The 23161-nt window shown below is 63.4% G+C and carries 18 protein-coding genes; 9 read left to right on the forward strand and 9 right to left on the reverse strand.

All coding sequences use genetic code 11. The annotated features are described in order from the left end of the window. The first annotated feature begins 6 nt into the window (after positions 1–6). Positions 7–894, forward strand: coding sequence for a sulfurtransferase (locus R2676_RS00890; protein WP_206275089.1), 888 nt, complete (start codon positions 7–9; stop codon positions 892–894). A 66-nt stretch (positions 895–960) separates the two neighbouring features. Here the strand turns inward: R2676_RS00890 and R2676_RS00895 are convergent, their stop codons facing one another. The 4 genes from R2676_RS00895 to polA all read right to left on the reverse strand — a co-directional run bounded on the left by R2676_RS00895 (position 961) and on the right by polA (position 7262). After that, complete coding sequence (locus R2676_RS00895; RefSeq protein WP_027680899.1) at positions 961–1767, reverse strand: ZIP family metal transporter; 807 nt, start codon at positions 1765–1767, stop codon at positions 961–963. A 151-nt stretch (positions 1768–1918) separates the two neighbouring features. Then, positions 1919–2797 carry a dienelactone hydrolase family protein gene (locus R2676_RS00900; protein WP_206275088.1) on the reverse strand — a complete coding sequence of 293 codons (879 nt, stop codon included), beginning with the start codon at positions 2795–2797 and terminating at the stop codon, positions 1919–1921. A 109-nt stretch (positions 2798–2906) separates the two neighbouring features. Then, positions 2907–4241, reverse strand: a complete 1335-nt coding sequence (locus R2676_RS00905; RefSeq protein ID WP_206275087.1) for an NAD(P)/FAD-dependent oxidoreductase — start codon at positions 4239–4241, stop codon at positions 2907–2909. Between the two features lie 207 nt (positions 4242–4448). Next, positions 4449–7262, reverse strand: a complete 2814-nt coding sequence (gene polA, locus R2676_RS00910) for a DNA polymerase I (protein ID WP_206275086.1) — start codon at positions 7260–7262, stop codon at positions 4449–4451. A gap of 4 nt (positions 7263–7266) precedes the next feature. Here polA and R2676_RS00915 point away from each other — a divergent pair, with 4 nt between their 5' ends. The 4 genes from R2676_RS00915 (at position 7267) to R2676_RS00930 (ending at position 10621) form a co-directional block, all read left to right on the forward strand. Next, on the forward strand, positions 7267–8220 hold the full coding sequence (locus tag R2676_RS00915) for an LOG family protein (RefSeq protein ID WP_206275085.1): 954 nt from the start codon (positions 7267–7269) through the stop codon (positions 8218–8220). A 94-nt stretch (positions 8221–8314) separates the two neighbouring features. Beyond that, positions 8315–8743 carry a hypothetical protein gene (locus R2676_RS00920; RefSeq protein ID WP_206275278.1) on the forward strand — a complete coding sequence of 143 codons (429 nt, stop codon included), beginning with the start codon at positions 8315–8317 and terminating at the stop codon, positions 8741–8743. A gap of 85 nt (positions 8744–8828) precedes the next feature. Beyond that, positions 8829–9833: a homoserine kinase gene (locus tag R2676_RS00925; RefSeq protein WP_206275084.1), complete on the forward strand. Its 1005-nt coding sequence runs from the start codon at positions 8829–8831 to the stop codon at positions 9831–9833. Beyond that, on the forward strand, positions 9824–10621 hold the full coding sequence (locus tag R2676_RS00930) for a BPSS1780 family membrane protein (protein ID WP_027680892.1): 798 nt from the start codon (positions 9824–9826) through the stop codon (positions 10619–10621). The genes R2676_RS00925 and R2676_RS00930 overlap by 10 nt, the downstream gene beginning before the upstream one ends. Positions 10622–10646: 25 nt before the next feature. On the opposite strand, the gene R2676_RS00935 is transcribed toward R2676_RS00930, so the two are convergent. Next, positions 10647–13007, reverse strand: a complete 2361-nt coding sequence (locus R2676_RS00935) for a UvrD-helicase domain-containing protein (RefSeq protein ID WP_206275083.1) — start codon at positions 13005–13007, stop codon at positions 10647–10649. Between the two features lie 150 nt (positions 13008–13157). Between R2676_RS00935 and R2676_RS00940 the strand changes: the two genes are divergently transcribed. Further along, positions 13158–16034 carry a valine--tRNA ligase gene (locus R2676_RS00940; protein WP_206275082.1) on the forward strand — a complete coding sequence of 959 codons (2877 nt, stop codon included), beginning with the start codon at positions 13158–13160 and terminating at the stop codon, positions 16032–16034. A gap of 40 nt (positions 16035–16074) precedes the next feature. After that, the gene (gene galU / locus R2676_RS00945) at positions 16075–16947 is read left to right on the forward strand and encodes a UTP--glucose-1-phosphate uridylyltransferase GalU (protein WP_027680889.1); all 873 of its coding nucleotides are present in this window, start codon (positions 16075–16077) and stop codon (positions 16945–16947) included. Between the two features lie 131 nt (positions 16948–17078). On the opposite strand, the gene R2676_RS00950 is transcribed toward galU, so the two are convergent. The 3 genes from R2676_RS00950 to R2676_RS00960 all read right to left on the reverse strand — a co-directional run bounded on the left by R2676_RS00950 (position 17079) and on the right by R2676_RS00960 (position 19404). Continuing rightward, positions 17079–18074 carry a hypothetical protein gene (locus R2676_RS00950; RefSeq protein WP_206275081.1) on the reverse strand — a complete coding sequence of 332 codons (996 nt, stop codon included), beginning with the start codon at positions 18072–18074 and terminating at the stop codon, positions 17079–17081. A 470-nt stretch (positions 18075–18544) separates the two neighbouring features. Next, positions 18545–18763, reverse strand: coding sequence for a translation initiation factor IF-1 (infA, locus tag R2676_RS00955; RefSeq protein WP_004631109.1), 219 nt, complete (start codon positions 18761–18763; stop codon positions 18545–18547). A 347-nt stretch (positions 18764–19110) separates the two neighbouring features. Beyond that, on the reverse strand, positions 19111–19404 hold the full coding sequence (locus tag R2676_RS00960; protein WP_004631110.1) for a hypothetical protein: 294 nt from the start codon (positions 19402–19404) through the stop codon (positions 19111–19113). Between the two features lie 311 nt (positions 19405–19715). Here R2676_RS00960 and R2676_RS00965 point away from each other — a divergent pair, with 311 nt between their 5' ends. Beyond that, complete coding sequence (locus tag R2676_RS00965; protein ID WP_206275080.1) at positions 19716–20825, forward strand: endo alpha-1,4 polygalactosaminidase; 1110 nt, start codon at positions 19716–19718, stop codon at positions 20823–20825. Here R2676_RS00965 and pobA read toward each other — a convergent pair. After that, positions 20803–22029, reverse strand: coding sequence for a 4-hydroxybenzoate 3-monooxygenase (gene pobA, locus R2676_RS00970; protein WP_206275079.1), 1227 nt, complete (start codon positions 22027–22029; stop codon positions 20803–20805). The two genes, R2676_RS00965 and pobA, sit on opposite strands and share 23 nt — an antisense overlap. 120 nt (positions 22030–22149) lie before the next feature. Here pobA and R2676_RS00975 point away from each other — a divergent pair, with 120 nt between their 5' ends. Further along, positions 22150–23127, forward strand: coding sequence for a LysR family transcriptional regulator (locus R2676_RS00975; protein WP_102066904.1), 978 nt, complete (start codon positions 22150–22152; stop codon positions 23125–23127). Positions 23128–23161: the final 34 nt, after the last annotated feature.

The following is a 23161-nucleotide window of genomic DNA, read 5'->3' on the forward strand; positions in this document are numbered from 1 at the left end:
GCTGCCATGAGCGAACGCGCTCACTACGCCACCCTCATCACCGCGCCGCAACTGGCCGCGCTGCAGCAGAGCGCGCCCGAGGCGCTCGTCGTCATCGATTGCAGCTTTGACCTCGCCAACCCCGCCGCGGGACGCGACGCGTATCACGCCAGCCACGTGCCGGGCGCGTTCTACATGCACCTCGACAACGAACTGTCGGGCCCTAAAACCGGCACCAACGGTCGGCACCCGCTGCCCGACGCAGAGGCGCTCGTCGCGCGCCTGCAGGCGCTGGGCGTGAATGACGACACGCAAGTCGTCGCGTATGACCGCCAGGGCAGCATGTATGCGGCGCGCCTGTGGTGGCTGCTGCGTTGGGTCGGCCATGCCGATGTGGCCGTGCTCGATGGCGGCCTGCAGGCCTGGGAAGCCACGCGCTTTCCCGTCGACCGGATCGTGCCGGAAGAACCGCAGCTCAACGCCACGCCCGGCAACATCACGCGCAAGCCCTCGCTCGTGCAGATGGTGACGGCAGAGATCGTGCAGAAATACCTCGGCCACGCCGACAAGCCCGTCGTCGACGCCCGCGCCCCCGACCGCTATCGCGGTGAAAACGAAACGCTCGATCCGGTTGGCGGCCACATCCCTGGCGCGCGCAACCGTTTCTTCCGCGACAACTTGCAGGCCGACGGCACGTTCAAGCCGGCAGACCAACTGCGCGCCGACTTTACGGCCGTGCTGGCCGGCGCCAAGCCGCAAGACGCGATGCTGCAATGCGGCTCGGGCGTGACCGCCTGCCACAACGCATTGGCCATGGAGATCGCTGGCCTCGCGGGCGCCGCGCTCTACGCCGGCTCATGGAGCGAATGGTGCAGCGATCCGTCGCGCCCGGTGGCGACGGGGTCGAACCCGTAATCTGCGAATCCAGCGCGCAGCAAAAAGCCCGGCATCGACCGGGCTTTTTTTAAGCGATGCGGCGCCTCAGTGCGCGTGGCCGTGCAGACCTTCGGTCAGCAAAAAGATCATCGCGATGCCTGCCGCAATCAATGCGACCTGCACGGCCGATTCCTGCCAGCGCGGCCGGCGTTTCATTTGCGGCATCAGATCGCACACGGCGATGTAGATGAAGCTGCTCGACGCCACCACGAGCACGTACGGAATCCAAGATGTCAGACGGTCCAGCAGGTAGTACCCCAGCACCGCACCCACCAGCGCGCAGACGCTGCAGATCAGGTTGTAGACGAAGGCGCGCGTCTTGGAGAACCCGGCGTTGAGCAGCACCATGAAATCGCCGATTTCCTGCGGGATCTCGTGTGCTGCAATCGCCAGCGCCGTCACGATGCCGACCTTGGTGTCCGCCAGGAACGCCGCGGCAATCACGATGCCGTCCGAGAAGTTATGCAGTCCATCGCCCACCAGGATCATCAGGCCGCTGCGCCCGGCTTCCTGCCGGTCGTGGCCGTGGTGATGGCCATGTCCATCGCCCTCGTGGTGATGTGAATGGCGAATCAGCGAGATCTTTTCCAGCAGGAAAAATCCCAGCAGCCCGGCCAGCAGCGTGGCAAACAGCGCATGCGTATTGGGTTCGATGCCGCGATGCGCTTCGAATGCCTCGGGCAACGAATGCAGCAGCGACGTGGCCAGCAGCACGCCCACCGAAAAACTGACCATCCGATCGACCATGCGCGACAACACCGTCAGCGACAGCACGGCAGCGCCTGCCATGCTGCCGATGCCGGACAGCGCGGTGGCCAGGAGAATGCCTAACAGGGTGGTATCGAAGGTCATGCGGACGTAACGCAGCGGAAGCCGATAAACGCAACAGAGTTGCAAGAAGGGCGAATTGTATGCCGCTTTATCAACCTTTGCCAGTGCAGACAAAAGAAAAAGGCCCCGGGGCGACTCCCCCAGAGCCTTTCGCGTTGGGCGCGTCGCGCTGCTACACCACGCCGTGGTCCTTGAACCAGGCGAGGCACTTCTTCCAGCCGTCTTCCGCGTCGGCCTTCACATAGCTTGGGCGGTAATCGGCATGAAATGCGTGGCCGGAATTCGGGTAGACGATGATGCGCGACGCGTGCGCCTTGGGGTTCTTGGATTTCTCCAAGGTTTGCTTCATCGCATTGACGGCATCCTGCGTAATGCCAGTGTCCTTTGCACCGTACATGCCCAGCACCGGCGCCTTGAGATCGTCCACTTTATCGATCGGAAAAGCGGGCTGCAGCGCGGTCGGATTGCCTTTTACATGGCCGTACCACACGACAGCGGCTCTGATATCTGGGCTGTGCTCGGCAAACAACCACGTCTGGCGACCGCCCCAACAGAACCCGGTAATACCGATGCGCGCCGCATCGCCGCCATTCTGCTTGGCCCACGCCACCGTTGCGTCCAGATCGCCCGTGACCTGCGCGTCCGGGACCTTCGAAATGATCTTTTCCTGCAGCTCAGCGATGGTGCCGATTGACTGGGGATCGCCTTGACGCACAAACAACTCAGGCGCGATCGCCAGGTAACCGAGCTTGGCAAAGCGCCGGCAGATATCGGCGATGTATTCGTGCACGCCGAAAATCTCGCTGACGACGATGACCACCGGCAGCTGCGTCTTGCCTTCGGGCTGGGCGCGGTAGGCCGGCATCTTGAAATCACCGACGGGCACGGTCACTTCGCCCGCCGTCAGCCCATGGAAATCGGTATGGACCGTCTGCGCCGACACCGGCAGCACCGCCGCCGCAAAGGCCGAGCCGAGCGCCGTCTTCATGAAGCCGCGGCGATCAAAGCTGCGGCCGGGTACCAGACTCTCCACTTCTGCATCAAGCTGCATCGCACTCTCCTCGCGCCCACGGCGCGGTTACGGTGAACGAAGCGGCTAGTCTACCGAAGCAGATGGATTGCTGCCGAGCCAGGCATCCGGCCCAAGTACCAGGACCGGCCTAGTGCAGCTTGACGCGCGGATTCGTTTTGCTGCGCAGCCAGTGCATGACCGTATCGACCGACATGCGCACCCAACCATGGAGCGCCAGCACGTGCATGCGATACAGCGACGTGTACATCAACCGGGCCATCAGCCCTTCGATGAACATCGAACCGCCGATCAGCCCGCCCATCAGGCTGCCGACCGCGCTGAAATGGCCGAGCGACACCAGCGAGCCGAGGTCCTTGAACGCGAAAGGCTGGACCGGCTTGCCTTCCATGCGCTTACGCAGCGCATCGAACAGATACGTGGCTTGCTGATGCGCGGCCTGGGCACGCGGCGGCACGCTGGACGACGCCTCCGGCCAGGGGCAGCTCGCGCAATCACCAAAGGCGTAGATCGAATCGTCACCCTCCACCTGCAGCGTGCGCGAAACGATCACCTGCCCCAGCTTGTTCACCGGCAGCCCCAGCTCACCCAGCACCGACGGCGCGCGGATCCCTGCAGCCCACACGGTCAGATCTGCCGGAATGGACTTGCCGCTGGCGGTGTTGACCGCGCTGGCGGTGACTTCCGTCACCCGTTCGCTGGTGATGACGTCCACGTCGAGCTTGTGCAGCAGCTCCGTGGTGGCCGCCGAAATGCGCTCCTTGAGCACCGGCAAAATGCGCGGACCACCTTCGATCAGGTGGATACGGATGTCGTGGCGCGGGTCCAGCTTGTGCAGGCCGTAAGCCGCCAGCACGTGCGCGGTGTTGCGCAGTTCCGCCGACAGTTCCACGCCCGTGGCACCGGCGCCGACGATGGCGATGTCGACCTGCGGGCGCGCATCGGCCACGCCATTCTGTGCGCGCATGCATGCCGCGATGAGCTTGCGGCGAAAGCGCTCTGCCTGCCATGCGGTGTCGAGCGCGATAGCGTGCTCAGCTGTGCCCGGCACGCCAAAGAAATGCGTCACGCTGCCAATGGACAGCACGAGCGTATCGTAAGAAATGGCACGCTCCGGCAGCACCTCGGTGCCGTCCGCGTCAACGCATCCCGACACGATGATGGATTTGGCGACGCGGTCGAGGCCCTTCAGTTCACCCTGCTGGAATTCGAAGCCATGCCAACGCGCCTGCGCAGCGTATTCGAGCTGATGGGTATTCGGATCCATGCTGCCGGCAGCAACTTCATGCAGCAGCGGTTTCCAGATGTGTGTGGGGTTGCGATCGACAAGAACGATCCGCGCCGCGCCGCGCTTGCCCAGCTTGTCACCGAGCCGCGTGGCAAGTTCCAACCCGCCGGCACCTCCGCCGACCACCACAATGCGCGGCCCGTTCGTTCCGCCTGCGCCATCCGTCTGCCCTGCCATGTGCCTCTCCTGGAGCCATTGAATCTTTTCGATCACTCGATCTGTCAGGTGCAGTCTGCTGCAACGCAAAACCCGCCGCAACCCCGGACGCTTGGATATGGCAAATCATGACAACCGCATGCCGACGCGATCCGCAGCCTGCCTCGGCAGGCAAGCCCGCGCCACGCCTTGGTTTACGGCGTGGCGCTTGCTGGGCAAGCGATTGCGTCAGTGCGCCTCTTCCCAGTTGGCGCCGACGCCAACTTCGGCCACCAGCGGCACGCGCAACGTTGCGACGCTGCACATCAACTCCGGCAGGCGCTCGCGCACCACGGCAAGCTCGTCCTGCGGGACTTCCAGCACCAATTCATCGTGCACCTGCATGACCAGGCGCGAGCGCATCGCTTCCGCTTCGAGCCAGCCTTGCACGGCCAGCATCGACAGCTTGATGAGGTCAGCTGCCGTGCCTTGCATCGGCGCGTTGATGGCGGCGCGTTCGGCAGCCTGGCGGCGCGGGCCGTTGCCGCCGTTGATGTCGGGCAGCCACAGGCGGCGGCCGAAGACCGTCTCCACGTAGCCACGCTCGCGCGCGCTCTGCCGGGTTTCGTCCATGTAGCTCGCGGCGCCGGGGTAGCGGGCGAAGTAGCGGTCGATATACAGCTTGGCCGCATCACGCCCAATGCCCAGGTTGCTCGCCAGCCCGAACGCGCTCATGCCGTAGATCAGGCCGAAGTTGATCACCTTGGCCACACGACGCTGGTCGGGCGTGACCTCCAGCGGCGTCACGTTGAACACTTCGGCGGCCGTGGCGCGGTGCACGTCCTGGCCCTCACGGAATGCGCGCATCAGGCCTTCGTCCTGCGACAGATGCGCCATGATGCGCAGTTCAATCTGCGAGTAGTCGGCCGATACGATGACGCTACCCGCCGGCGCGATGAACGCTTCGCGGATGCGCCGCCCTTCTTCCGTGCGCACCGGAATATTCTGCAGGTTCGGATCGGTCGAGGCCAGACGCCCCGTCACCGCCGTCGCCTGACCGTAGGTGGTGTGGACGCGGCCAGTGCGCGGGTTGACCATCTTCGGCAGCTTGTCGGTGTAGGTCGACTTCAGCTTGGCCAGGCCCCGGTAATCGAGCAGCAGCTTCGGCAACGGATAGTCTTCGGCCAGCTTCTGCAGCACTTCTTCGTCGGTCGACGGCGCACCGCTCGCGGTCTTCTTGATGATCGGCAACTTCATCTGGTTGAAGAAGATGTCGCCGATCTGCTTGGGTGAGCCGAGATTGAACGGCTGCCCCGCAAGCTTGTGCGCCTCGGCTTCCAGATCGATCAGGCGCAGGCCCAGTTCGTTGCTCTGCTTGGCTAGGCGCTCGGCGTCGATCAGTACGCCGTTGCGTTCCATCTTCTGCAGCACGATGGACGTCGGCATTTCGATCTGCTCGTAGACGTAGCGCAGCTTGTCATCTTCGGACACCTTGGGGAACAGCGTGCGATGCAGACGCAGCGTGATATCGGCGTCCTCCGCCGCGTATTCGGTCGCGCGATCGAGCGGCACCTCGTCGAAGCCGATCTGCGATGCGCCCTTGCCGCACACGGCTTCGTAGGTGATCGTCTTCAAGTGCAGCACGCGCTCGGCCAGTGCATCCATGCCGTGATTGCGGTGGGATTCCAGCACATACGATTCGAGCATCGTGTCGTGCTCGATGCCGCGCAGCGCGATGCCGTGGTTGGCAAACACATGCGCGTCGTACTTCAGATGCTGTCCGACTTTCTTGCGCGATTCGTCTTCGAGCCACAGCTTCATGCGCGCAAGCACCGTGTCGCGCGAAAGTTGCGCCGCTGCATCAAGCCCCGCGACGTCCGGGCCGCGATGCGCCACCGGAATGTAGCAAGCCTCGCCCGGCTTGACGGACAGCGAAATGCCGACCAATTGCGCGAGCATCGGGTCGATGGACGTTGTCTCGGTGTCGATGCAGACGAGGTCCACTTCGTCCAGGCGCTGCATCCACGATTCGAGCTGCGCCTCGGTCGTCACCGTCTCATACTGGATTTCGTCGGGCGGCGCTTCAACGTCGAACAGGTTGGCCTGGGCTTGCAGTTGTGCAGCCTCGCCGGCGTAATTCTTCACGGGCGTGGCGGCCTTGCGCGCCGCGCCCACGCTGCGCGTATCGGGCAGCGCATCGCCAGAAGCCTCGCGCAGCCACGTCTTGAAACCGTAGCGCGAGAAAAAATCGACGAGCTTGGATTTGTCTTCGCCACCGTCGATCAGCGCGTCGAATGTCGGCACCTCCTTGCTGAGGTCGCAGTCGAGCTTTACGGTCAGCAGTTCGCGGCCCTTGGGCAGCCATTCGAGCGTGTTGCGCAGGTTGTCGCCCACCACGCCTTTGATCTCGCCCGCGCGCGCGATGACGTTGTCGAGCGAGCCGAACTCCGTCAGCCATTTCACCGCGGTTTTCGGCCCCACCTTCGGTACGCCCGGCACGTTGTCCACGGTGTCGCCAATCAGCGAGAGATAGTCGACGATGCGCTCGGGCGGCACGCCGAACTTGGCTTGCACGCCGGCCGGGTCGAGCGTTTCGTTGGTCATGGTGTTGACCAGCGTGACATGGTCATTCACCAGTTGGGCGAGGTCCTTATCACCCGTTGAGACGATGGTCCGAACGCCTTCGCGAGCCGCCCGTTCAGCCAGGGTGCCGATCACATCGTCGGCCTCGACACCTTCGATCACCAGAATGGGCCAGCCCAATGCCCGCACGGCTTCGTGGATCGGTTCGATCTGCGCGCGCAGGTCGTCGGGCATGGGCGCGCGGTGCTCCTTGTAGGCCGGATAGAGGTCGTCGCGAAAGGTCTTGCCTTTGGCGTCGAAAATGCAAGCGCTATACTTGGCCGGGTAGTCGTTGCGCAGTTTGCGCAGCATGTTCACGATGCCGTAGATGGCCCCCGTAGGAAACCCTTCTCCGTTTCGCAAGTCGGGCAGTGCGTGATAGGCACGGTACAGATAACTCGAGCCATCGACGAGCAACAGCGTTTCTTGACTTTCCGACATTCCCATGGACTCTAATGTGACTGGAACGCCAAAAGGCGTTTCCGATAATGGCGCTTCCGCAGAAGGCGGCGTGGCAAAGCAGGCTGCTGGCGCTTCCTCGGCCGAGGTGTCGGCGGCTGAACTGACCGGAGTGAGCCCCTCGCGCCAGGCCACCACGGCCGACATGGACGTCAACGTGACAGTGGGCGTTGAACACGAGCCCAAAGCAGACGTGTCACATGGCCGCACCGATCGCAAGATGATCCCCAGCCTGCGGGCACTCGCCGACGAAGAACGCGCTACCGCAAAGAAAGCGCGCGCCTCCTGGCAGATGTTCACGATTATGGCAGAGTTCATCGAGGCAACGGAGTACCTCTCGGAGATCCGTCCGGCCGTCTCGATCTACGGCAGCGCGCGTCTGCGCGAGGATTCGCCGTACTACGAACGCACCATCGAAATCGCCCGACTGTTCTCGGATGCGGGCTTCGCCGTCATCTCCGGCGGTGGCCCCGGCATCATGGAAGCGGCCAACAAAGGCGCGCACGCCGGCAAGTCGGCAAGCGTCGGCCTGAACATCGAACTGCCGCACGAACAGCAAGGCAATCGGTATCAGGACATTTCGATGCGCTTCCGCCATTTCTTCACGCGCAAGGTCACGTTCGTGAAGAATTCCGACGCGTTCATCGTCATGCCGGGCGGTTTCGGCACGCTCGATGAGCTGGCTGAAGTGCTGACGCTCGTCCAGACGGGCAAATCGCGGAGCGTGCCGGTGATCATGTTCGGCAGCCATTTCTGGAAGGGTCTGCTCGACTGGTTCCGCTTTACCCTGCTGCCGATGGGCCTCATTGCGGAGCACGACCTCGACATCATGCGCATCGTCGACGAGCCCAAGGACGCGCTGGACGCCGTCTACGAGTTCTACGAAAAGCGCGAAGGCACCTCGCCGATTCCGCCCAAGGAAGAGATGTTCTATCTGTAACTTCGGGTGTGACATTCGGCGCCACATGAACGGACGATGGCGGGAAGCCGGACTGCTAGAATGTAGGGTCCCAGATCACCCGCCGGAGTCCATGATGGATTCGCTGCTTCACCCGTCCGCCCCTGCCCACTCCGGCTTTGCCAGCGCCGCGCGCCTCATGCGCCACGCTGGGCTGCTGGCAGGGGCCGTTTTCTGCCTCGCCCTGCCCGCGCACGCCGAGGTGACTTCCGACAGCGCCGGCCTGGACCTGCCCGACGTCAAGGCGATCAACAATCAGCCGATTTCCAAGCCGACCCGCGGCGCGATCCACAACGAGCGCGTCAAGCCGAGCTTCGACTACCGCGACAACGACGGTACGCAGGTCGAGGAATACCGGTTCCAGAAGGGCCAGGCGCCGGATATCCATGTCAAGTCCGGCATGGGCACGTCCTACAACCTCAGCAAGCCTGAAGACAGCTCGCCGCGTATCCGCGAGCGCGGCGATATCGACCGGGTGCCCTCGGTCAACGTCCTGAAGTTCTAAGCCCGCGCCGCAAGCGCGGCGCCTGCAAGCCGGCTCCACGGTGGGCCGGCTGCCTTTCCCTCCACCCGTTTCCCGTTCCTGAAGCATGGCTGTTTTCACCCCGGTTTCCGACGCCGAGATCGCTCTCTGGCTGGATCAATACGATGTGGGCGCCGTGCGCGCATTTCGCGGCATCCCCTCCGGGATCGAAAACTCCAATTTCTTCCTGACCACGGAAAAAGACGGGCAGACGCACGAATACGTCGTCACCCTGTTCGAACGGCTGACGCACGAGCAACTTCCGTTCTACCTCTATCTGATGCAGCATCTGGCGCAGCACGACATCAGCGTGCCGGCGCCGATTGCCGGCCGCGACGGCGAAATCCTGCGCACGCTCAACGGCAAGCCCGCGACCATCGTGACGCGTCTGGCAGGCCGGTCCAACCTGGCGCCGACGGTGTCGGAATGCGCCATCGTCGGCGACATGCTCGCGCGCATGCATCTGGCCGGACGCGACTATCCGCGCCATCAGCCAAATCTGCGCAGCCTCCCGTGGTGGAACGAGGTCGTGCCGGATGTCGTACCGTTCGTGCACGGCGACACGCGCGCGCTGCTCGAAAGCGAACTCGCACATCAGCAACGCTTCTTTGCCAGCGCTGACTACGCTGCGCTGCCCGAAGGCCCGTGCCACTGCGACCTCTTCCGCGACAACGTGCTGTTCGAGCCGGCCGCCGACGGCCAGCCGGAGCGCCTGGGCGGCTTCTTCGACTTTTACTTTGCCGGTGTCGACAAGTGGCTCTTCGACGTGGCCGTCACCGTCAACGACTGGTGCATCGACCTGGCCACCGGCGTGTTGGACGACGAGCGGGCACGTGCGATGCTGGGCGCGTATCACGCTGTGCGCCCGTTTACCCACACGGAAGCGCGGCACTGGCAAGACATGCTGCGTGCCGCGGCATACCGCTTCTGGGTCTCGCGCCTGTGGGATTTCTATCTCCCGCGCGATGCCGAACTGCTCAAGCCGCATGACCCCACCCACTTCGAGCGCGTGCTGCGCGAACGGGTTGGCGCGGGTGGCCTGACTCTGGATCTTCCCCAACCATGCAACTGATTGAAGTACCGGCCAAGCAAGGCTACGTCTGGCTACGCCAGGGTGCGTGGCTGTTTCGCAAGAACCCGATCGGATTCTTGCTGCTGCTGTTCATCTACCTGTTTGCGGTCAACCTGCTGATGCTGCTGGTGCCGCCGATTGGTGTGTTTGCCATCCTGCTCGTCAATCCAGCCATCTTCGTCGGCTTCATGTCGGCCTGTCGCGATACGGTGGCGGGCAAGCGCGTCGGGCCGGCGTCGCTCATCGCCGGCTTTCGCGCGTACGGCAAGGATGCGATGCGGGCGCTGCTCAAGCTTGGCGGCATCTACGGCGTGCTGGTGCTGGTGGTCAGCGGCGTGCTGATGACCATGGTGGATGTCGACACGCTGATGACGGTGGTCACCGACAAACCGCTCACCACGGACGCCATCCGCGAGTTCTACCTCGCCATGGTGATGGGCTCGGTGCTGTATATCCCGGTGGCGGTGCTGTTCTGGTTTGCGCCATTGCTGGTGGCGTGGCACGGCATTCCCGTGGGCAAGGCGCTGTTCTTCAGCTGGATGGCCGTCTGGCGCAACCGCGCCGCGTTCATCGCGTACGGCGTCTTGGTGGCAATCCTGCTGATCGCGGTGCCGCTGTTCATCGATGCGTTGTTCGCGTCGAGCGGTGCCAACAATATCGCCCCCATCATCGCCACGCCGTATCGGATTCTGGTGATGGCCGTGCTGTACTGCTCGTTCTACGCCACCTACCGCGGCTGCTTCAACGTGACGCAAGCGGCCGGCCAGACGACTGACACGACCGCCTGATCTAGCCCAACGCCCCGATCAGCGCTCAGTTGATCGGGTCTAGCTTGGCGATACCCAGCGCCAGCGTCTTCACCCCGTGGCGGTTGAATTTGATCTGGGCACGCGCCTCGGCGCCCTCGCCTTCCAGCGTCGTGATGACGCCTTCCCCAAACTTGTTGTGGAACACCGATTGGCCCACGCGGAAGCCCGTGGCCTCTGCGCGCTTGGCATCGGCGTAGTTCTTGCCGGTGTCCATGCCGCCGGTCGGGCGGCCCGTGTAGGCGTCGTCATCGCCGCGCTCGGGGCGCTTGAACCAATCCTTGCCCCACGCGGTATCACCTTGCACGCGGCGCGTGGCCTGGTAGCCCGAATGCTGAGGGGTCAGCCACTTCAGTGTGTCTTCGGGCAACTCGTCAAAGAAGCGTGAGCGGATGTGGTAGCGGATCTGACCATGCAGAACGCGGCTTTGCGCGAACGACAGATACAACCGCTCGCGGGCCCGGGTAATCGCCACGTACATCAGGCGGCGCTCTTCCTCCAGGCCGTCCTTTTCCATCTGGCTGTTTTCGTGGGGGAACAACCCTTCTTCCAGCCCGGTGATGAAGACCACGTGGAATTCCAGCCCCTTCGCCGCATGCACCGTCATCATCTGCACGGCATCCTGGCCTGCCTGGGCCTGGTTGTCGCCAGCTTCCAGAGAGGCATGCGTGAGAAATGCCACCAGCGGCGTCATCTCTGCAGGCGTTTCGTCGGTGACGAGCTCAGAAGCGGTATCGATCTCGCCGCCTTCGATGCGCAGCATGGCGTCGTGGCGCACGGGCAGCGCGGTCGCAATCGCATCCACGCCGTAGCCTTCTTCAGCGACGAAGGCTTGGGCGGCGGTCACCAGTTCCTGCAAGTTCTCGATGCGGTCCTGGCCTTCCTTCTCGCCCTGGTAATGCGTGATCAAGCCGCTGGCGTGAATGACGTGCTGGACGATTTCGGGCAGCGTCATCTGGCGCGTGTCCGCACGCATCTGCTCGATCAGGCGCACAAACGCCGACAACTTGGTGCCCGCGGCCCCCGTCAGATACGGCACCGCCGCCGCGAGCGAAATGCCATAGAGCCGCGCCGCATCCTGCAACTGCTCCAGCGAACGGGCCCCGACGCCACGCGCCGGGAAATTCACCACGCGCCCAAACGCCGCGTCATTGTCGGGATTCTCAAGAAGCTGAAGATACGCGAGCGCGTGCTTGATTTCCGCGCGCTCGAAGAAGCGCAGGCCGCCGTACACCTTGTACGGGATGCCGGCCGAGAACAGGGCATGCTCGATCACCCGCGACTGTGCATTGCTGCGATACAGGATGGCGATTTCCGAGCGCGACATGCCGGTGGCAATCCGGTCGCGGATCTCATCGACAATCCAGCCGGCTTCCTGCCCATCCGTCGCGGCCTGGTAGACGCGCACCGGCTCGCCATGGCCGGCGTCGGTGCGCAGGTTCTTGCCCAGACGACGCGTGTTGTGCGAGATCAGGTGGTTGGCGGTATCCAGGATGTGGCCGTGCGAGCGGTAGTTCTGTTCGAGCTTGATGCGGTGCTCGACACGGAATTCGCGCTCAAAGTCGACCATGTTTCCGACGTTCGCGCCACGAAACGCATAGATGCTCTGGTCATCGTCGCCCACGGCAAAGATGGCGTTGGGCGTGACACCCGGCTCGCCCAGCCCGGCGAGGATCTTCAGCCAGGCGTATTGCAGCTTGTTCGTATCCTGGAACTCGTCCACCAGGATGTGCTTGAAGCGCCGTTGATAGTGCGCGCGGATGGCGTCGTTGTAACGCAGCAGTTCGTAGCAGCGCAGCAGCAGCTCGGCAAAATCGACCACGCCTTCACGCTGGCATTGCGCGTCGTAGGCGGCGTAGAGATCGGCCATGCGGCGGTCGTATTCGTTGGCGATTTCCAGGTCGCCCGCGCGCAGTCCCTGCTCCTTGGCCCCGTTGATGAAGTACTGGACGTTCTTGGGTGGGAATTTCTCGTCGTCGATATTGAGCGACTTGAGCAGGCGCTTGACGGCGGACAGCTGGTCTTGCGTATCGAGGATCTGGAACGTCTGCGGCAGACCGGCATCGCGGAAATGCGCGCGCAGCAACCGGTTGCACAGCCCGTGGAACGTGCCGATCCACATGGCGCGCGTGTTGATCGGCAGCATGGCCTGCAGGCGGGCCGTCATTTCCTTGGCCGCCTTGTTCGTAAACGTGACGGCCAGCACACCCGACGGCGACACCCGCGCACTCTGGATCAGCCAGGCGATGCGGGTGGTCAGCACGCGCGTCTTGCCGCTGCCCGCCCCCGCCAGGATCAGCGCCGATTCATCGGGAAGCGTGATGGCAGCGCGTTGTTCGGGGTTCAGATTGGCGAGCAGGTCGGACATGCGGGAGGAGCCTCGGCAGAATCCTCAAATTATACCGGCCGCATTCGCCGCTTCGCCCGTGCCGGACATCGACACGCCGTATAATTCCAAGCTTTCGCCCGCCATTTTCTTGGGCCAAACGTCTTTTTGCGCCCACCGCGCCCTGTCAGCATGACCGATCAAAACCAGTCCCTCGCCAAGAGCTTCGAACCCGCCACCATCGAGCAGAAGTGGAGCGCGGCGTGGGAAGCGATGGGCGTCTCCCGCGCGACGCTCGAAGCCGGCAAACCCGACTTCTGTATCCAGCTGCCGCCGCCGAACGTGACGGGCACGCTGCACATGGGCCACGCGTTCAACCAGACCATCATGGACGGCCTGACGCGCCACGCGCGCATGTCGGGCGCCAACACGCTGTGGGTACCGGGCACCGACCACGCGGGCATCGCCACGCAGATCGTCGTCGAGCGCCAGCTGGATGCCCAGGGCGTATCGCGCCACGACATGGGCCGCGAGAAGTTCGTCGAAAAGGTGTGGGAATGGAAGGAGCAATCGGGCTCGACCATCACCCGCCAGGTGCGCCGCATGGGCGCCTCGATCGACTGGGAGCGCGAATACTTCACGATGGACCCGAAGATGTCGCGCGCCGTCAGCGACGTGTTCGTGCGTCTATATGAGCAGGGCCTGATCTACCGCGGCAAGCGCCTCGTCAACTGGGATCCGGTGCTGGGCACCGCCGTGTCCGACCTGGAAGTGGTGAGCGAGGAAGAAGAAGGCTCGCTGTGGCACATCCGCTATCCGCTGGCCGAACCGGACGCCGTGCATGGCCTGACGCATTTGACGGTCGCCACCACCCGTCCGGAAACGATGCTCGGCGACACGGCCGTGATGGTGCACCCTGAGGACGAACGCTACGCCCACCTCATCGGCAAGTTCGTCCACCTGCCGCTGACCGATCGCAAGATTCCCGTGATTGCCGACGAGTACGTCGACCGCGAATTCGGCACCGGCGTGGTCAAGGTGACGCCCGGCCACGATTTCAACGATTACGCGGTTGGCCAGCGTCACAAGCTGCCGCAGCTGTCGATCCTGACACTCGACGCGAAGATCGTTGCCGATGCCCCCGCCGCCTATGCCGGCCTGGATCGCTTCGACGCGCGCAAGAAGATCGTCGAGGATCTCGAAGCGCAGGGCCTGCTGGCCGAGGTGAAGAAGCACACGCTGATGGTGCCGCGCGGCGACCGCACCGGCGTGGTCATCGAGCCGATGCTGACCGACCAATGGTTCGTCGCCATGAGCAAGCCGGCGCCGGAAGGCACGCGCTTCCCGGGCCGCTCCATCGCTGAAGTCGCGCTGGACGCGGTGCAGAGCGGCAAGATCAAGCTGGTGCCGGAGCAGTGGGTCAACACGTACAACCAGTGGCTGAACAACATCCAGGACTGGTGCATCTCTCGCCAACTGTGGTGGGGCCACCAGATTCCGGCGTGGTTTGATGAAGCCGGCAACGTCTACGTTGGCCGCACGGAAGAAGAAGTTCGCGCCCAAGCCGCAGCCAAGGGTTACACCGGCGCGCTCACGCGTGACGAAGACGTGCTGGACACGTGGTTCTCGGCGGCACTGGTGCCGTTCTCGTCGCTGGGCTGGCCTGCCGATACGCCGGAACTGAAGCATTTCCTGCCGTCGACCGTGCTGGTCACGGGCTACGACATCATCTTCTTCTGGGTGGCGCGCATGGTCATGATGACCCTGCACTTCACCGGTGAGGTGCCCTTCCACACCGTCTACGTGCACGGCCTGGTGCGCGATTCGGAAGGCAAGAAGATGAGCAAGTCCGAAGGCAACACGCTGGACCCCGTCGACCTGATCGACGGTATTGCGCTGGAGCCGCTGCTGGCCAAGCGCACGACAGGCCTGCGCCGCCCGAAGGACGCGCCCAAGGTCGAGAAGCGCACGCGCAAGGAATTCCCGGACGGCATTCCGGCGTTCGGTGCCGACGCGCTGCGCTTCACGTTCGCCTCGCTCGCCACGCTCGGCCGCAGCATCAACTTTGACCCCAGCCGCTGCGAGGGCTATCGCAACTTCTGCAACAAGCTCTGGAATGCCACGCGCTTCGTGCTGATGAACACCGAAGGCCAGGACTGCGGCATGCAGGAATGCGTCGGTGACTGCGGCCCCGAAGGCCATCTGGACTTCTCGCAAGCCGACCGCTGGATCGTCTCGCTGCTGCAGCGCGTGGAAACCGAAGTGGAAAAAGGCTTTGCCGACTACCGCTTCGACAACATCGCCAACGCCATCTACAAGTTCGTCTGGGACGAATACTGCGACTGGTACCTGGAACTGGCCAAGGTGCAGATCCAGACCGGCACGCCGGCGCAGCAGCGCGCCACGCGCCGCACGCTGTTGCGCGTGCTGGAAACGGTGCTGCGCCTGGCGCATCCCATCATTCCGTTCATTACCGAAGAACTCTGGCAGAAGGTTGCGCCGATGGCCGGCCGCGCCAAGGGCGACGGCACCGAAAGCCTCGCGCTGCAGGAATACCCGCGCGCGGTGCTGGCAAAGATCGACGAGCAGGCCGAGCAATGGGTCCAGCAGTTGAAGGCGTTGGTCGATGCCTGCCGCAATCTGCGCGGCGAAATGAACATCTCCCCCGCCCAGCGCGTGCCGCTGTACGTCAATGGCGACGCCGCATTCCTGCAGGTGGCGGCGCCGTACGTGCAAGCGCTCGGCAAGCTGTCTGAGGTGAAGGTCTACACGGACGCGGCCGCCATGGAACAGGATGGTGCCGGCGCACCGGTCGCAATCGTCGGCGAGAACAAACTGCTGCTGAAGATTGAGATCGACGTGGCTGCCGAGCATGCGCGGCTGTCGAAGGAAATCGACCGCCTGCGCGGTGAGATCACCAAGTGCGAAGCCAAGCTCGGCAACGAATCGTTCGTCGCCCGCGCACCGGCCGCCGTGGTGGAACAGGAACAAAAGCGCGTGACCGACTTCAAAGCCACGCTGGCCAAGCTGGAAGCCCAGATTGCACGGCTGCCGGTGCAGGCTGCCTGAGCGTCCCGCACAATCGATAATCGATACCAAGGAAACCACGATGCAACGCGTCACCAAAGCCGTTTTCCCCGTCGCGGGGCTCGGAACCCGCTTTCTGCCGGCCACCAAGGCCAGCCCGAAGGAAATGCTGCCGGTCGTGGACAAGCCGCTGATCCAGTACGCCGTGGAAGAAGCCATGGCTGCCGGCATCACCGAGATGATCTTCGTGACCGGCCGCAGCAAGCGCGCCATTGAAGACCACTTCGACAAGGCCTACGAGCTGGAAGCCGAACTCGAAGCGAAGCAGAAGACCGCGCTGCTTGAAGTCGTGCGCTCGATCAAGCCGTCGCATGTGGATTGCTTCTACGTGCGCCAGCCGGAAGCGCTGGGCCTGGGCCATGCGGTGCAATGCGCTGAAAAGCTCGTCGGCGATGCGCCGTTTGCCGTCATCCTGGCCGACGACCTGCTGGACGGCGAGCCGCCCGTCATGAAGCAGATGGTCGACCTGTACGACCACTACAACTGCTCGGTGATCGGAGTGGAAGAGATCGACCCGGAGCAGAGCCGCTCGTATGGCGTGGTCGATGGCCGCCCGTGGGAAGAAGACGGCAGCGTGATCAAGATGTCGGGCATCATCGAGAAGCCGGCGCCCGAAAATGCACCGTCCAACCTTGGCGTGGTCGGCCGCTACATCCTCACGCCGCGCATTTTTGATCACATCCGCAACCTCAAGCCGGGCGCGGGCGGCGAACTGCAACTGACGGACGCCATCCAGTCGCTGCTGTCGGCCGAGCAGGTGCTGGCGTATCGCTACAAGGGCGTGCGCTACGACTGCGGCAGCAAGCTGGGCTACCTGAAGGCTACGGTGGAGCTGGCGCTCAAGCACAAGGAAGTCGCCGACGAATTCCGCGCGTATCTGGCGGCCCGCGGCTGAGTCCAACGCGCACGTCGCCATAGAAAAAACCCGCGCCAGCTTACGCTGCGCGGGTTTTTTGTTGCCGGATCGTGTCCCGTCCGTCCGGCGCGGAGTCTCACCCTTTTGCAACGAGAGGCTGCAGCCTCTTCTTATTGCGGTGCTGCCAGCGGCTTGATGGTGTTGTTCAGCAGGCTCCAGTACGAGCTGGTGCTGTACGGGAGCATCTGTTCAGCGTAGTTCCACCAGAAGTAACCGCCGATGAAGCGCGGGTCCGAGGCCATCGTGGTGGTGCCCATCGGGTAGTACGACTTGAGCAGGTTCTGCTGCACCGATGCCGGCGCCGACGTGCTGGACGTGCCGATCTCGCCGAAGCCCACCTTTGCCACCGGGAAGATGCTTTCAAGCAACTTGAAATCGTTTGCCCACGTCGGATGCAAACCGGGGCAGTCCTGGTACGGGTAGTAGCTGAACAACGCGTAGTCAGCACCTTGACGCACGCGCGCGGGCAGATACGTCTGTGCCCACGTGCGCCACGAGTCCATCGGCAGCTCGTAGCAGTTCGTGCCCTTGCCGTCGTCGTTGTAGTACATCGTGACCGCGGTCAGGCCGCCTGCGGCTTTGACGACGTCATGCGCCGCCGCCACCATGTTCCCGATGTCCCGCTCCTCACTCGCGGCCACCGAATTGGGGCCGGTCGGGTCCGGGCGCAGCCACTCCCCATTGATCTCGTTAGCGATTTCCCACACGTCCACCACGTTCTTCAGCGTACCCACCAGTTCTTTGGTCCGGTCGGTGTACGTCTGCAGATCGCTCGGGAAGTAGTACGAGTCCATGATCTCGCCCATCACGTAGGCGACAGCATGAAGCTTGACGAGTGCCGGGTAGTACTGCGCAGCCGTCGTACCCGGGTCAAAGACCACACGCACGGTCGGCTTGTAGGGCAAGTGCGTCAGCGACGCCACAATCGCATTGATGTTGCTGACGTCGTCAACGGTGACGCCGTAGATTGGTGCCTTCGGACGCGTGGCCTGTGCCGAGGCGGTTTGTGTTCCCAAGCCTGTCAGCGTCACCGCCGCCGTCAGACCTACCAAAGCGCGCAGGCTCATGCGCGCCGCCCTCTGTGCTGCTTTCTTGGTTTCCAACATTGTGATTTTCTATTCCCTCGGACGCAAAACCTTACGCCCAGTACTTCGATGGACAAGCGCCGTCCTACCTGTGCGGTATCCCGATGTGGTGTGACTCCTTTGACACACTGAACACCGAACGGGTGCGAGCGTCAGATGACGCCCCGGTCGGCGAATGGATGCGCGATTAGAGGTCCTGCTGAGTCGATGGATCGATCAACGGCCGTGCGCTTATTGATGGACTGGTACAGCTGGCGCGGGCACGCCCAGAGGCTGCTCGCGGCTTGAAAATATGACAAGCCCTGCACTTCAGTTGGCTGCCAACTGTGTTCCCCCCGTCGACAGCCAAGCGGGATGATACCGGATGTTGCCGGGAGATCAACGAAATTTAACGCTGCTTACGCAACAAACATAAAAAAACCGCGGGTCTGCAGGACACGCGGTTTCTTTGAAACGCCCGCTGGACGGACGTCTTGGCGACACAGCCGTTTTTACTTGTGCCGGTAGTTGATGCGACCTTTGGTGAGGTCGTACGGCGACATTTCCAGCTTCACGCGGTCGCCCGCGAGAATGCGGATGCGGTGCTTCTGCATCTTGCCCGATGCGTAAGCCCAGATTTCCACGCCGTTTTCCAACTGCACGCGAAAACGATTGTCGGGCAGCGCTTCAGACACCACCCCTTCAAATTCAATCAGTTCTTCCTTGGCCAAACTCGTTCCTTTGTATGCAGCACGCGGCTGCGCCGATGGTTGCAATGATGTGATGACCCACCGGAACCACGCCACACGCCTGGAACGGCATGCAGCGGTACGCTGCGATCATCTGCCCGGACAGCGGGCTTGGGGGGTACCGAGTTGCACGAAACACAAATCGCGCCCGCCTATGGCGTGCGCCGCTTCGTGCAAGCGAGAGCGAGGATGGGTGGCGGTCGCAGATGCGCGCCGCCCGACTCGGCGCGGGGTATTCCCCGGTGCTGGACTCAGCTGCTGCCGGCCATGACTGGCCCGGCGGCGAGCCGGATTCGCCCGCTATTCTACCACGGGCGGGTTCCGCGGTTTCAGGCGCCGTCAGCAGGAAGCGACAGTTCAGGAACGTCGCCATCGATGATGCTCTCAGCGAAGCGCAGCGCAGCAATGCGTGCAGCGCCCACATTGCTGAATTGCCGATCCCCCGATAGGCGGAAGACCTGTGTCTGCCCGGGTTCGGGCGACTCCCCCGCCCGACAGATCATCACGGCCGCGTTGTAGCTGCGGTCTTCCCTGGCCTCGGGCCAGCGTGCCGTGCGTTCATGTTGGAAAGCCAACGGATAAATGTCGAAGCCTTTGTATTGGCCCGCCGGCGAAGTGTCCATCTGAAATGCCCCCTTCTTGAACGTCGAGTGCTGTCTGACTATACACCCGTGCGTTTTGCATGGCGATGAAAGCAGTCGCAACGTTTGACTGCGGGCAGAGCGCAACAAGCACACGCCCGCCAGCCGTGGTAACGCCTTCGGCATCACCGCGAAGGCTGGTCTGAAGAAGTTTCACATCGTCACCCCTCCACGGCAGGGTGCGGCGCAATCCGATTGTGCTAGCTTGAATTGGTGTTTGCCACGGCATTCAACCGGTGGCCGGTGCCCGGCGTCCACAGCAAGGTTCCCACTCTCCCCCCTTAAAAATGACAATGCGCCTGATCTCTCCGATTGCCCTGGCGTGTGCCGGACTGCTGCTGTCTGCCTGCGGTGGCGGCGACGGCGGTTCGTCACTGAGCCCGCAAGCCAGCACGGCTTCCAATGCGCAGAACGCAGCCTCGAAAACTCCGGCTGCGGCGGCCGCCAGTGCCTCCCCCGCTTGCGGCATCAATGGCACTTCTCCGTTGGCCGGCGTGCAGACGTGGATGTATCAGTTGCAGGGCATGACGACGAGCGCGCAAATCGATGCGCTGGACGCGCAGCCGTACGACATGCTGGTGATCGAGGCCAACAACACGGTCAAGGGGCTCGAGAACTTCAACACGGTCGACATGGTGGCGCGCCTGCGCACCAAGCCCGACGGCTCCGCCCGCAAAGTGCTCGCCTACATCGACATTGGCGAGGCCGAAGACTTTCGCACCTACTGGACATCAAGCTGGAAGGCGCCCACAGCGAGCGGCCCCGGCACTCCCGACTTCATCATCAAGGCCGACCCCGATGGCTGGGCGGGCGACTACCCCGTCGCGTTCTGGGACCCGCGCTGGCAAGCGCTCTGGCTCGGGCCAAACGGTGCCGTTGCGCAACTGGCGCGCGAAGGGTTCGATGGCGTCTATCTGGATTGGGTAGAGGCGTATGCCGAGCCTTCGGTAGCGGACGCGGCCCAGGCGGCAGGCGTCGACCCGGCCCAGGCCATGGTGGACTTCATCGCCAAGATCCGTGCGGCGGGGCGCGCCATCAACCCGCAGTTTGCGGTGCTCCAGCAAAACGCACCTTCGCTGATCGATGATGGCGGTGGATCAACGTTGCTGGCGACGATCGATGGCATCTCGCAGGAAGACACGTGGTTCGGAGGCAGTGCCGGCGCCGCATGGAGCAGCGCCTCCGGTGGCGACAAGGCTGCAAGCACCGTCGACACGCAATGGACGATCGAGCAGTTGCAGAAATACTGCGCCGGCAACGTGCCCGTCTTCACGATCGACTACGCGTTGAAGACTGCCAATGCGCAGAAGGTCTACACGCCGTCGCGCGGGCTAGGCTTCCACCCGCTGGTCTCGCGCATTGCGCTGTCCAAACCGACGACTACGCCGCCCTGGAATGACTGACCACGCTCAACGACGCACCGGCCGGTGCATCGGCAAACGGCAGGCCGACGTAGTTTTCGGCCAGCACGCGCGCGCCGGCAGCCGAGCTGGTCACGTAGTCCAGTTCGGCGCGCTGCAGCTTCTGCATGAACGGCGTGTGGTCGTCAAAGCGATGCAGCATCGACGTCATCCACCAGGAGAAATGCTCGGCGCGCCAGACGCGTTGCAGGCAGCGTTCGGCGTAGCCTGCGAGCTGGGCGGTGTCGTTCTGCTTGTAGCGTGCCGTGAGCGCCTGGGCCAGGACGCGCACATCGGCGACGGCGAGGTTCATGCCTTTCGCGCCGGTAGGCGGCACGATGTGCGCAGCATCGCCCGCCAGGAAAAGGCGCCCATACTGCATCGTCTCGCAGACGAAGCTGCGCATCGGCGTGACGCTTTTCTGCAGGATCGGGCCTTCCTTCAGGCGCCAGCCGTCGTTGTTTTCCAGGCGCGTGTGCAGCTCGTCCCAGATGCGCGCATCGGACCATTCAGCCAGGTCCTCGTCCGGCTTGCATTGCAGGTAAAGCCGCGTGATCCTGGGTGAGCGCATGCTGAACAGCGCAAAGCCGCGATCATGGTTTGCGTAGATGAGCTCTTCCGCCGCCGGTTCAGCTTCTGCCAGGATGCCAAGCCACGCAAAGGGATAGACGCGTTCGAACACCGCTTGCCGCTGTGCCGGGATGGCCTGCCGGCAGATGCCGTGAAAGCCATCGCATCCGGCGATGTAATCGCATTGCAATGTCTGCGGCACGCCGTCGTGGACGAACTGCACCGACGGCGTGGCCGACTCGATATCGTGCACCGACACATCGCTCACATCGAACAACAGCGGCGCACCTTGCTCCACGCGTGCGGCAATCAGATCCTTCACCACCTCGTGCTGCCCATACACGGTGATCGAGCGGCCGCCCGACATCGCCGTCAGGTCGATGCGGTGGCGCTTGCCGCCGAAGAGCAGGTCGATACCGTGGTGCACGAGCCCCTCGCGCCGCATGCGCCCGCCCACGCCCGCTTCGTTGAGCACGTCGACCGTGCCTTGCTCCAGCACGCCGGCGCGGATGCGCTCTTCAACGTACGCGCGGCTCTTGGTTTCGAGGATGACGGCGTCGATGCCGTTGCGGTGCAGAAGCTGTCCGAGCAAAAGGCCTGCCGGACCTGCGCCAATGATGGCGACCTGGGTGCGCATGATGGTTGTCTCCGGATGGATTTGGAATCGTTCTGGCAAGCATTGTTGGCGCGCACCCTGATATCGCACAATGCAATATTGGCGATAAACTTTATCTCCAATTCAGATAGTGCGATTGCCATGTCCACCCTGCCCGACTTCGATCTGAACTTGTTGCCGATCCTGCTGGCGCTGTACGACGCGCGCAGCGTGAGCATGGCCGCGCAACAGCTCGGCATGAGCCAGCCGGGCGTGAGCACGGCGCTGGGCAAGCTGCGCGCTGCATTCGACGATCCGCTGTTCGTGCGCACCTCGCGCGGCATGGAGCCGACGCCACGGGCGCTGGCGCTGATTCCTGCGGCGCGTGACGTGCTGGCGCGTGTGCAGGAAGGCATCCTGGAAACCGGCGCGTTCGATCCGGCCACCACCACGCACAGGTTCTCGATCTCGTTGTCGGACGTAGGCGAGATGGTCTTCCTGCCGCGCATTGTCGAAGCGATGGCGCGGCAGGCGCCGCGGGCGTCGGTGCAGTCCGTGTCGCTGCCGCCGGCCCAGCTCGAACGCGCGCTGGAGACCGGTTCGCTCGATCTCGCCGTCGGTTACTTCCCCGACCTGAAAAAGAACAACTTCTTCCAGCAGCGGTTGTTTACGCACTACTTCACGTGCATCGTGCGGGCCGATCATCCTGTCACGCGCGGCGGCAACACAAAGCTATCGATGGCGCAGTTTCTGGAATACGGCCACGCCGTGGTGCGCGCAGAAGGCCGCAGCCAGGAACTGTACGAGCGCTTTCTGGAGCGCAAACGCATCCGACGGACGCCGGCTCTGCTCACGCCGCATTTCATGAGCATTCCTTTCATCCTCGCGCGCACGGATTTGATTGCGACGGTGCCGCACGCCGTCGGGCTGTCGTTCATGCAATCGCACGCAAACATCTGCGTGATGGAGCCCCCGCTGGAACTGCCAAGCTTCGATCTCAAGCAGCATTGGCATCGCAAGTTCCATAACGACACGCGCAGCCAGTGGTTCCGGGCGCTGGTGTCATCGCTGTTCAACGACGAGGCGGACGAATGGCGCGAACCCGGCCATCGGCCTGCCAAACGCAAGAACACGAAATAGCCGAGCTATGGCAAGTGTTCACAATCCGAACACT

Source organism: Ralstonia flatus, assembly GCF_958439105.1.
Classification (GTDB): domain Bacteria; phylum Pseudomonadota; class Gammaproteobacteria; order Burkholderiales; family Burkholderiaceae; genus Ralstonia; species Ralstonia flatus.